The following is a 12,915-nucleotide window of genomic DNA, read 5'->3' on the forward strand; positions in this document are numbered from 1 at the left end:
GCTTCAATAGTAGGTAGTGTCGCTGCCTCAGTCTTATGGCGGACTGCGACGGTATCAGGGGTAGAAGAGCTCATAATTAGGTATCCGTTATACAGCCGCATCACCCTGTTTTGGTAGATTGCGACAAATGCTAAGTAGTAGATTAAAGTCGGCTGAGTATAAAAATCGTTGGTATTTATATGGTATTTATTTGGTGTTTATTTGGTGTTTATTTGGTGTTTATATGGTTTGTTAGTAATAGCTCGTCAGTATGAGTATTTATATAGTCGAAGTAAAAGTCGCCGAAAGCTTATATAGGATTTGTTAGGATAATCCAGATTGAATTCAAGACGAAACTACAAAGCTGATACAAGAATATAGACCAGTCGTCTAGAAAGTTACCATTTTAGCACATATTTACCTTATATTGGCCTCAATTACGGATATGTATAGCAATAAAAATCAGATTACAAGAGCAGTTTATTTAATAAAAGCCTACTAATAATTATGAATGAACAGGTAATGATGAAACATTGTTAAACCCTTTAGTCTCAAGCCTAGGAGGAGTAAAATCTAGCTTTAAAACAGACAAAAATCTAGTTTTAAATTTCGATAATAAACCAATAATTAAATAAGCTCTCAAAGGGATTTATAATGAAAAACACGCTTGCTTTAAGCGCTGAACGTCTTGAAAACATAAGTAATATTGCCACAAGCTATGTCAATAAAGATAAGGCTTTGGTAGACAACTTCATTTCGGTCTATTACCGCAGCTTAGCGGCGCGTACCGCTGATAAAGAGTCAGATGCTGACTTAGCCGGTATGGCGCTGCATCACTTTGTGCTATTAAAGTCTTATAAAAACAATCAGCCCGCCCTACGCCTATTCAATCCAAGTATCGAAGAGCAACATTTTCATAGCGGTCATACCGTGTTGCAATTGGTCGCGTATAACCGCCCATTTTTGGTCGATACCTTGACCATGTGTATTGAGGCACAAGGTCTAGATGTACACCGCATCCACAACACCATTATTGATGCCAAACGCAATGAGGCAGACGAGATTATTGCGGTAGAGGGTGTGCAAGACAGTGATACCCGCTACTTGTCATTGATTCATTGCGAAATCGAGCGTACAGACAGCAAGACCATGCAGTTATTAAGTGAGCGCATCTTAAACAAAATCGCCACTTTAGATACGGTGGTTGGCGATTGGCAGGCCATGCGCAATAAGCTTAGCGAAATTAAGCAAGAGCTTGATAATACGCCTGTGCCTGAGGTGTATAGCAGCGCAGATGAAATTAAAGCTTTTTTGCAGTGGATTGCTGATGATAACTTTATCTTCTTAGGCTTTAGAGAGTATCGCTTAGAGGGCAATGCCGACAGCCTTGAGCTAGCCAATGACGCCGACTTAGATGCGGAGCATTTAGACGCAGGCAAGACCATTAACCTTATTTCTGTAGGCAACAGTGGCCTTGGCTTATTAAACGGGGTTTCTGAAGACACACCGTCCAGAAGTTTTGCGCAGCTACCAGACAGTCTAAAAGTGCTAATGACCATGCCGCGCGTGGTGTTACTGTCAAAATCAAGTCAATTGTCACCCATTCATCGTCCCGTATATATGGACTTTTTGGGCATTCATAAATATGATGCGCAAGGTCGCCTAATTGGCGAGTACCGCTTTATTGGCTTATTGACCTCTCAGGCATATCAGCTAAGCGTGCAGCAAATTCCGCTACTGCGCGAAAAAGCCAATAAAATTATGGAGCAAGCCGACTTTCCAAAAAATGGCTACAACTATCATAAATACATGCACATCATCAACAGCTTGCCACGCGATGACTTGTTCCAAGCCAATATTGATGAGCTGTATCCCATCGTCTCTGGTATTGCTCAGCTAAAAGACAAAAAGCGTCTGCGCCTATTTACCCGTGTCGATCACTATCAACGCTTCGTGTCGTGCCTGGTCTATATCCCTCGTGATAAGTTTAATACCAGCTTACGTCTTAAGATGCAGCAGGCGTTAGTAGATGCCTTTAATGGCATTTCCTCTGGCTTTACCACTGAGTTCGATGAGTCATATCATGCCCGCGTCCATGTGCATGTGCGTACCGAGCCTGGTCAAATCAATACGGTCGATTTACAGCAGCTAGAAGATGAGCTCAATGGCCTGATGGAGGACTGGAGCGATCAGTATCAGCAAGTTATGGTCGCCGCTTTGGGTGAGCAAAAAGCCAATAGCCTGTTAAAGCGCTATTTAAATACCATTCCTGCCGCTTACAAAGAGCGCTTTGATGTCCGTACCGGCGTGACTGATACCAAGCGTCTGGCCAGCCTAAGCGACAGCAATCCTATGATATGGAAGCTGTATCAATCTACTGGTGATGAAAGCAATCAGCTGCATCTAAAGCTCTATGGCTTAAATCAGCCCACCATTTTATCCAACATCTTACCGATTTTAGAAAACTTTGGGGTGCTGGTGGTCTCAGCACAGACCTACGAGTTTGATTTGCCTGAGCAGTCAATGTGGCTGCAAGAGTACGAGCTGACCATACGTAATGCTAAGACCATTGATTTGGCAGTGGTGCGTGAGCAGTTCGAGGACAGCCTAGCGCAAATTTGGGCGGGCCGTGTTGAGAGTGACTCACTAAATGAGCTGGTGTTGGCCACCCGCTTGGGTACATTTGAAGTCGTGGTACTGCGGGCATTAATGCGCTATATCCTACAAGCCAAAGCGCCATTCTCAAGTCAGTATATTCAGCAAACCTTAGTAAAAAATGGCGATATCGCAGTGATGATTGCCGACTTGTTCGATGCGCGTATGAATCCGGACTATAGCGAGGAGGTACGAGTCAGCAAAACTCAAGCGTGCCAAGAGCAGCTAAAAGCGGCGCTGGCTAAAGTAGATAGCCTAGATGAAGATAGAATCTTGCGTTGGTACTTGGACTTAATCAATGCCATGCTACGCACCAACTTCTATCAGCGTGATAGCGAGGGTAACCGTAAAGACCGCTTGTCCTTTAAATTTGCGGCCAGTGATATCCCCAATCTGCCTAAGCCCAAACCGATGTTTGAGATCTTTGTGTATTCCCCACGTGTGGAAGCCATTCACTTACGCGGCGGAAAAGTGGCGCGTGGTGGTCTTCGCTGGTCAGACCGTATGGAGGATTTCCGTACCGAAGTGTTAGGCTTGGTTAAAGCACAAATGGTCAAGAACGCAGTGATTGTGCCAGTAGGCTCAAAAGGCGGCTTTATCGTGAAGCAAAAAAGCCCCGCTGATGGCCGAGAAGCGTTCCAAAAAGAAGGTATTGAGTGTTATCAGACCTTCTTACGCGGTATGCTAGATGTGACTGACAACTTAGTCGATGGCAATGTGGTGCATCCGGACAATACAGTGCGTCACGATGAGGATGATCCATATCTGGTTGTGGCAGCTGATAAAGGTACCGCCAGCTTCTCAGACATCGCCAATGGCGTGGCTGCTGAATATGGGTTTTGGCTCGATGATGCCTTCGCCTCAGGTGGCTCAGTCGGTTATGACCACAAGGCTATGGGGATTACTGCTCGCGGCGCTTGGGAATCGGTCAAACGTCACTTTAGAATGTTGGGTCTAGACATCCAAAACAAAGACGACTTCACCGTCGTGGGTATTGGTGATATGAGCGGCGACGTGTTCGGTAATGGTATGCTGCTGTCTAAGCATATCAAGCTGCAAGCTGCCTTTAACCATATGCATATCTTTATCGATCCTAATCCAGATACGGAGGCATCTTACGCCGAACGTGAGCGCTTATTTAATCTACCGCGCTCAACGTGGGATGATTATGAAAAATCGCTTATTAGCCAAGGCGGCGGCGTGTTCTCACGCTCAGATAAATCGATTGTCATAACTGATGAAATGAAAGCGGCCTTTGATATCTCTGAGGACAGCTTAACCCCCAATGAGTTGATTGGTCGCTTATTAAAAGCGCCGGTGGACTTAATTTGGAACGGCGGTATCGGTACGTACGTCAAGAGCCGCGAGGAGAGCCATGCTGATGTGGGTGACCGAGCTAATGACGCGGTTCGCGTTAATGGTGAGGATATCCGTGCCAAAGTCTTTGGTGAAGGGGGTAACTTAGGCTGCACCCAACAAGGCCGTATTGAGTATGCCTTATATGGTGGCCCACAACATGAAGGCGGTCATTTATATACCGATGCCATTGATAACTCAGCCGGTGTTAACTGCTCAGATCATGAGGTCAATATTAAAATCTTATTGGGCAAAGTGGTTGAGCAAGGTGATATGACCACCAAGCAGCGCAATGACTTATTAAAGAGCATGACCGATGAAGTGGCTCAGTTGGTACTGCGTCAAAACTATCTGCAGCCGCAAGCCTTAGAGCTCAGTCATTTAGATGGGGCAGATAACCTAACCGATCATAAGCGTATTATTGATTATCTAGAAGCACAGGGCCGTTTAGATAGAGCCATTGAATTCTTACCAAGTGATGAGGTGATTGAGCAGCGCATGAAGTCAGGCGTTGGTATGACCCGCCCTGAGCTTGCTGTGATATTGGCCTATGGCAAAATGTGGGTGTATGAGCAGCTATTAGAGTCAGATCTTCCTGATGATCCTTATTTCGTTAATGAGCTGCGTAAATACTTCCCAGATGAGCTGGCAAGCCGTTTCTTTGATGAGATGACCCGTCACCGTCTGCATCGCGAGATCATCAGTACGTATCTGACCAACAGTGTGGTAAACCGCTTGGGTATTGAGGCCATCTTCCGCTTGTTTGAAGAGACTAATCAAAGCGTAGCGACCCTAATCCGTGCTTATGCCATTGCCCGTGATATCTTTGCAGTCACTGACAGCTGGCAGACGCTTGAGGCCTTGGATAACCAAGTAGACGCCGTAACCTTGCTGCAGTTAGAGGTCAGAGTGCGCTCGGTGTTAGAGCAGGGTATTGTGTGGCTGGTTAATGCTTTTGGCAATGATTTGCAAGTCGCACCAACCATTGAGCGCTTCAAAAATGGGGTGTCTGAATTAACTCAGTCACAAGGCATTATTGCCCATCAGTTCGAAACACATCTAGAAGAAGATGTGTCTGAGTTGACCGACTTAGGACTCAATCAAGATCAGGCTCAAAGCTTTGCCATCTTACCCTATGCTATTGATGCCTTAGACACAGCGCTACTGGCTGAGCAGTATCAGCGCCCGGTGGATGAGATTGCACAGCTGTACTTTGAGGTTTATCAAAACCTGCATATCGACTGGCTAATGCTACAAGTTGAGCATCTACCGCAGCAAGACCACTGGGACAGACGTGCGCGCTATGCACTGCTTAATGAGCTGACCCGTAGTCTGCGTCAGATGATGAACAAACTTTTGTCTCAGGACAATGCAGCGGCCACTCTTGAGCAGTGGCAACAGGCTCACAGACAAGCCATTGAAGATATGGCGGGTCAAATGTCTAAACTGAACGGTACTGAGGTGGGCTTATCAGCGCTCTCGGTTATGATTAGCGAGATTAACAAGCTGATTTCTGAGTAAGTAGCGAGCGCTTGATAATGAGCGTTATGTGTCTCTAATAAAAAGACCTCTTTATCGATAAAGAGGTCTTTTTATTTACCTGTATTCTGCCTTTAGTATGATGATGACTGAGCTTAGCGCTTATAACGAGACATGTTAGAGAATAGAGGGCATTAATCCTTAACCGCCGAACAGCCAGGACCGCTGAGTTTACTATATCCGCCTGAGAGTTTATCCACTCTAATTTGGGTGTGAATTCTATCTTTAAGCGCTTGCACATGCGAGATAATCCCAATCAGCTTGCCTTCTTGCTGCAAGTTGGTCAGCGTGTTGAGCGCCACATCCAGCGAGTCCTCATCAAGTGTACCAAAGCCTTCATCCAAGAACAGCGAGTCGACCCGAATGTTTTGGCTGGCCATACTCGATAACCCCAGTGCCAAAGCCAGACTGATTAAGAAGCCTTCGCCGCCCGATAAGTTTTTGGTGCTGCGTATCAATCCGCCTTGATAGTCATCAATAACGTTAAGCTCAAGTGGACTGTTCTCGTCACGTACCAGTATGTATCGGTCACTCATTTTGCGCAGCTGAGTATTGGCGTTGCTGACCATAATCTCAAAGGTGAGCCCTTGAGCGAAGGTGCGGTATTTTTTACCATCGGCAGAGCCAATTAAGCCATAGAGCTCTTGCCAGACTTTAAGCTTTTGTTTTTGCTCAGCTATCTTCTCAAGTTGGGAGCGCTGATCTGTTTTTCGCGCCTCATTGGTTTGTAGCTGCTGATTGATGCCGCCCACCTGTTCGATAAGCTCATCGACTAAGTCTTGTTGCTGTTGCCGCTGAGCCTGTAGATTTTCTTTGGTGTCTGTGGTTTGCGGATTAGCCGTTTTATGCTGTAGCTGATGTTCAACCGTTTTTAAAGCATTTTGGGCATAATTTAGGGCATTAACAATCTCTTGCTGTCGTTGATTGAGCGCATCACGCTGTTCTTTGGGCAGGCGAGCGGCCAAATAATCGGCCTCAGAATCAAAATCATGGGCAAGAAGCTGTGTGCCTAGCGCGTGCTCTTGCTGAGCAAGTTGACTTTGTAATTCAGACAGCTGAGTCTCAAGGCGTAGGCTTTCTGCTTGAAGCGTGCTTAATTGATGCTGCGTATGGCTGTGCTCTTTAATTATTTGATTAAGCTGGTCTTTGGCACTATCAAGCGCGGCACGCAATCTGCTGTCTTCGCTATTGACTTGCTTATCACCAAATAAATCACGGCGGCGGCTTTGCAGCTGAGTCATCTCATGTGACAGCTGACGGATGGTGTCACTCAATAGCGCAAGCTGGCTGTGCTCTTTGTCTGCCTGAGCCTGATTGCTTTTAAGCTGTGTGTCTAATGTTTGGATCTCAGTGAAGAGCTGCTGCTTGGAGGCCAGCTTGGCTGCATAGCTGTTATTGAGCGCGCCCATCCATTGACTAAGATTGCGTAGCGGCTGTAATGAGTCATAGCACTGCTTGTCATCTAAGTGTTGCTGGTTATTCATACAGTGTCTAAGCTGAGCCAGTGACTGCTCGCAATCAGTAAGGGTCTGTGAGGCGTCATTAATCGCCGCACTGTCTTTATACTTATCTAGCAAACCTTGCAGCTGTTGAACGCTCTCACCAAGCTTACTAAAACCTTGATCTATAAAGGCTGTAGCTTGAGTGATACTATGCTGGTTAAGCTGCTGCTTGGCTTCAATGTCCTTGATGTGCATCATTAGCCTTTGGTTATCAGCCTCTATCGCTTTATGCCGCTTCTCGATATCTGTTATCTGCTGGGTCAGCGCATCTTGTTCCTCTAAAGACTGCTTAATCTGCTGTTTTTGATGGTGTAATCGCTGCTGTGCGTCATAAATACACGCTGTAATTTGCTTGCCCGTGGCTAGTAAAGCCTCAAGCTGCTGCTGGTTTGGCTGACTGTCAAAATCTGCTGTTAGCTGCGATAGCTTTAACAATAGAGCCGGCTTAGGCGCCGCTGGCTGCTGGTCGTTCTGATGATTTTTTGGATCGCTGCTTTGAGGATCAGTTTCATGAAGGTGAGCGCTGCTATTTAGTAACTGCTGTTGCAGCACGGTGGGGGCAGCACTTAATTGCTCAGATAACGTATTAGTATGGTTTAGTATCTGGCTTAGTGTTGTATTAAGTCGCTGTAGCTGGTTTGTCAGCTGAGCGTGGCTTTGTTGCTGCTTATACTCAGTGTTTTTATAAGCCAGCTTGGCGTCGTCCAAATTTTGCTTGGCACGATTAATTTTAGCGACTATTTGAGACAGCTCATCTTTTAATTGATGGAGCTTGGTATGAGCCTCAGATGAATTAGATTTTTTGTTAGCAACACTAGGGTGTTCGGTAGAGCCACACAGTGGACAGGGCTGATTATGGGCTAACAGCTCGATATAATCCTCAAGCTTGGCCTCCAGCTCAATGATTTTTTGTTGTTGTTCTACTTGAGATTGTTTGTCCTGCTGATGACGGTTTAGCATCTCAAGATCTTGCTCAGCCTGTTCAATGGCGCTTTGTAGGTCAGCCATATCTGAGTCAAACTGAGTGGTGACTGCCTTTTCAGCGCTGATTTGAGTGGCCAATTCAGCTTTATTATCAAGGTGCTGCTGTAGTATGGACAGCTGCGTGCTCAAGGCATCATTGTGCTCTTGCTGCTGACGAAGTGCCGCCAAAGGCTGACCCTGTAACAGTGCTTGCTGCGCGTGATATAACTCAGTCAACTTGGCTTGTTTTGTTTCATAAAGGGCCTGGTTCGTGGCCTGTTCTTGCTTTAGGGCGTTTAATTGTTGGGTCAGATCCTTATTTTCTTGCTCTTTTAAGTGCTGCTGCTGATACAGCTTATAGTTATTTTCAAGCTCAGCTTTAAGAGTTAAGCCGAGGGTATTTAAGCCACTTATATCCACATTTAGCTGGCTGTGGTGCTGGTACTGCTGTAGGTAGCTGTCAACCTCAGCCAGCTGCTGCTGGGTTTGGCTTTTATCTGATATAAGGCGTGTTATTGTTGCCTTGAATTCGGCCAAGCTTTGCTGATGGGTGTGCTGTAATTGTTGCTGCTGCTTTAGGGTAAGCTGCTTTTGTTCAATTTGATTATCTAGCTGGCGCGTTTGTTCAATCACAGGGAGCGTGTCATTCAAGACTTGGTTAGCTGATGCTTCACGCTTTTGTGCCTGAGTCATTTGTGTTTGCTGCTCATCAAGCTGCTGCTGTAAGACAGGGATTTGCTGCTGTTTATTAGACAGCTCTTGATCCAGCTGATGTTTTGAGGCGCGCAGATTACGCACTTGTGTATAGTGACTTTCAATCTCTAACGCCTTATTGGCACGCTCTAGACGTTTTGCATCCTCTTCAAAGGCTGTTTTTGCTTGTATGGATACCGCCACATCGGCGTTAAGCGTCACCACTTGCTCTGTAAGCTGTTCAACCTCAGTGATCCATGTTAATTGATCCTCTAATTGGCTAACGATGGCGCGGTTATCTGTCAGTTGTTTGGTATTGGCCTCGAGCTGTTGCTTGAGTTGGGTCTCGGCCTCTACATCGAGCAACTCTAGCCCCTGAAGCTTGGCCTGCAAGGTATTAAGAAGGGCTTCTTCTTGTCGTTTTTTTTCGTGCACTCGCTCAGAGATGGTGGCATAAATATCGGTGCCGGTTATCTTCTCCAAGATGTCGGCACGCTCATCGGCTTTGGCGCTTAAAAATGCCGCAAAGCTGCCCTGAGCCAATAAGATGGAGCGGGTGAATTGCTGAAAGTCCATACGGGTAAGTTCAACAATTCGCTTTTTGGTCAGCGATGATTTTTCTTCAAGAACCGTACCGGCTTTTTGTCCCTCATGATCGCTGGCAAGGGACAGCTCATGGGTGGCGTCTTGCAAGTTACCGTCAGGCTTACCATGGGCACGGCGCTGATACCAATGACAGCGGTAATGTGTGCCATTTATATCAATCACCACTTCGGCCAGACACTCCCCAGTTTGGCGAGTCATCACCTCATTGGTCGATTTACTAATGTTACTGATCCGCGGTGTTTCTCCATATAGCGCTAAGCAAATGGCATCCAAAATGGTGGTCTTGCCTGCGCCTGTGTGCCCAATAATGGCAAAAATACCTTCGTTGATATAGGCTTCATCGCTAAAGTCGATGCGCCATTCGCCCTTTAAAGAATTTAGGTTTTTGAGTCGTAATTCAATCAGTCGCATGGGATAACAAGCCGTTTAAATAAATAACGTTGAAATAATTAAAACATAGTAAATAGCAGCACAAGGGCAATAGTAATAGCAACATGAGCATAAGCAGCACGTGCACCAGCAATAGATCTACTCGGCCATCGAGTCATCATGATGGATTTGATACACGATTTGTGCATAGGCCTCGCGCAAGCTGGGACGCTGAGATTCTGCCACTTTATTCGCCACTAAGCAGCGCTCAAAGACCTGCATTTCATCCAAGTCTTGCAGCGTCTCATGCGTGCTCTGTGCTTTGAGCACCTTGTTACGAACCTGATGGTTCTTGATTTTTAATACCTCAAAAGGTGTGCCAGCCACGGCAGCATGGATCTGCTCGCGCAAATCGCTGACGATTTCATCGCCGGTATAAGCCACCTCTATCCAAATGGGCTTGGTGTGTGGGAGTTGTTGCAGGCTTTGTAGAATATGATTGATATCACCTGAAATGGGCAAGAGCTGCTGAAAGCAAGGCACAGTAATCGCGATAATTTGCATGGTATTATCGGCGGTGATGTGCAAGGTTTTGGCCGCCAGTGCCTCATCTGGCTTATGCTGCTTGTCTAATTGGCTTATAGAGTCTGCTGCTGAATCTGCATGGGTTTGCAGCTGAGATGGCTGATTTGCTGTCGGCTCAAGCCAATCGTCAAATAAATCTCCACAAAACAAATCCGCTTGAGATAAATTGGCAGCTACGCCTGCTGCCGGTGTCGTTAAGGTATGGCTGGGCTTAGCAGATATTTGAGGTGCAGTAGAAGCCTCCTCAATGCGCTCTTTAATGTGCTCTTGAACGCGCTCTTTAAGGCTATCAGAGGCTAAGTTTTGGCCAAACTGTACCAACAATACCTGTTTGGTCTGATTGGCCTCTCCAAAGCCCATCGCAATAGGGGAGCCACTATAACGAATGTGCTCACGGCCGCCCACCTTTTGCGGCACATGCAGGTGCCCAAGTGCCACATAATCAAAGCACTCATCAAACATATCGGCTGAAATCTTACCCAGACTGCCGACATACAGCTCACGTACCCCATCATCAGCTGTGGTCGCACCCCCTGCGGCAAACAAATGACCAGTGGCAATAAGAGGGATATGGCGCTGCTGCTGAGCGATCAGCTTGGCCTGTTTGGCTTTGGCAACCTGCGCCACCTTCGCATAGTGCTCATGGATACCAGCCAACAGATTGGCATCTTTATCTGCGCCTGACTCGCCTGCTTGAGCACTACGCACATCACGGTCACGAAGATAAGGCACCGCCGCAATGATGCATTGCGCTTGATCTTGGCTGTCTGTGAGCACCAATACTTCATCGGCCACATCTTCGCAAGCGGTGCCAATCACATGCACGTTTAACGCTTTGAGCACATTGGCTGGCGCGTCCAAGAGGGTAGGGGAGTCATGATTGCCAGCCACCACCACCACGTGATCGCAGTGCGACTTAGAGACCACACCCAAGAATTCATAGTACAGCGCTTGAGCCTTATTACTGGGCGTCATGGTGTCAAATACATCACCAGCGACGATCAGCACATCGACCTCATATTGCTGCAAGGTCTGAGTCAGCCATGCCAAAAAAGCCTCAAATTCATGGTAGCGTAATTGGCCATACAAACGGCGTCCCAGATGCCAGTCTGAGGTATGTAAAATGGTGAGTGGTTTTGGGGGATGGGATAACGAAGTAGGATTTGACATAAAGGATAGCAGAGCAGGTTAAATAGTTAAGAGGGCGACTTGTCGTTAAATTGTCGTTAAAAGAGCGACTTAATCAATAGCAAAGAGGATAAATTATCATAGCACAAATACCGCAAAAGCTGAGCAGGATAACCAGGCTGTCGCGAAGTTTATTATTGTTTAGTGTATGATAGTGGTTTTTTTAGTATTGATAAATGAAAGAAGGTAAATTTCGTGTTAGTAGCAACAAGACAGTATGTTCAATGGCAAGAAAATGGCAGTCTACACCGTGCACAATGGCTCTCACAGAGCAATCATGGTCCGCCTACCCGCATCGTTATCATCGATGACACCACCACGGCAGATACCGCCTACCGCTTAGCCAATGCCGGCACTTCTATGCTGTGGCGAGGCGACTTTCATAATGCCAAGCAATTAATTCAAGCCCTGCAGCGCCGTATTGATCGTGCTGAGCTGCGCAAGGCTGAAAAAACCGCAAAAAAAGCCGCTCAAGCAGTGACTGATTCAATGAGGGGTGACTCAAAGCCGGTGAGCGCGTCACAACACCTGCCGAATCTATTTCATAAAAACCGTTTGGCGCAAACTCAGCGCTCTCGAATATTAAGCCGCCTACTATTACATTTCGATGCCAATTATCAACTCAATCTAGGCCGCGCCCCTGAAGTCAGGGAGGCTTGTACAGCTGCCTTTGGTAAGATGGATGAGGCATGCGTGTTGTCCTTTCGTGACTTGCAGGGCGCATTGGGTGCCGCGCAGTGGCGCAAAAAAGGCGTTCCCGTTGAGGCTCTAGGCGTATCAATTCACCCTCATTACGGTGTGTTCGCACCAACCCGCCAAGAATATGTGCAGCTGCTACTTGATGCACCTATGCCAAAGCCTTGCGATATCGCCTATGACATTGGTACCGGTACGGGTCTATTATCCATTGTTCTGGCGCAGCGTGGTGTAAAAGAAGTGATTGCCACTGATTTAAATCCCCGCGCATTAGACTGTGCCGATGATAACTTCGAACGCCTGCAAATTGAACAGGTACAGCTGCAGCAAATAGATCTGTATCCCAAGCAAGCGCCGCTGGCTAATTTGATTGTCTGTAACCCGCCTTGGCTGCCCGCCAAACCCAGCTCACCGTTAGAGTATGCAGTATATGATGCCAATAGTGCGATGTTGCGTGGTTTTTTTATGGGCGCAAAGTCGCATTTGGCCGACAACGGTGAAGTCTGGTTGATATTGTCAGATTTAGCCGAACATTTACAGCTACGTAGCCGTGAAGAGTTACTTGGCTGGATAGAGGAGGCCGGCTTAAAGGTCAAATATCGCTTAGATACTGAGCCAACCCATGGCAAAAGCCAAGATAAAAGCGATCCATTATTTGAAGCGCGCCGTGCTGAGGTGACTTCGCTGTGGTGTTTGTATTAGGTTAACGCAGTGGACTTGTGACGGCAAAGCCTTAGGCGTATTCAGCTTAGGTGCCTATTGATGGCTATTAGTAATATGCGCC

The 12,915-nt window shown here is 46.7% G+C and carries 4 protein-coding genes; 2 read left to right on the plus strand and 2 right to left on the minus strand.

The features are described from left to right. Positions 1–633: 633 nt before the first annotated feature. Positions 634–5,511, plus strand: coding sequence for an NAD-glutamate dehydrogenase (locus DLE54_RS05465; RefSeq protein ID WP_110816519.1), 4,878 nt, complete (start codon positions 634–636; stop codon positions 5,509–5,511). 152 nt (positions 5,512–5,663) lie between these two features. Here the strand turns inward: DLE54_RS05465 and DLE54_RS05470 are convergent, their stop codons facing one another. Next, on the minus strand, positions 5,664–9,704 hold the full coding sequence (locus DLE54_RS05470; RefSeq protein ID WP_110816520.1) for an AAA family ATPase: 4,041 nt from the start codon (positions 9,702–9,704) through the stop codon (positions 5,664–5,666). Between the two features lie 117 nt (positions 9,705–9,821). Beyond that, on the minus strand, positions 9,822–11,417 hold the full coding sequence (locus tag DLE54_RS05475; protein WP_110816521.1) for an exonuclease SbcCD subunit D C-terminal domain-containing protein: 1,596 nt from the start codon (positions 11,415–11,417) through the stop codon (positions 9,822–9,824). Positions 11,418–11,630: 213 nt separating this feature from the next. Between DLE54_RS05475 and DLE54_RS05480 the strand changes: the two genes are divergently transcribed. Continuing rightward, complete coding sequence (locus DLE54_RS05480; protein ID WP_110816522.1) at positions 11,631–12,833, plus strand: methyltransferase; 1,203 nt, start codon at positions 11,631–11,633, stop codon at positions 12,831–12,833. Positions 12,834–12,915: the final 82 nt, after the last annotated feature.

This window comes from Psychrobacter sp. YP14, from assembly GCF_003209315.1.
In the GTDB taxonomy this organism is placed as follows: Bacteria; Pseudomonadota; Gammaproteobacteria; order Pseudomonadales; family Moraxellaceae; genus Psychrobacter; species Psychrobacter raelei.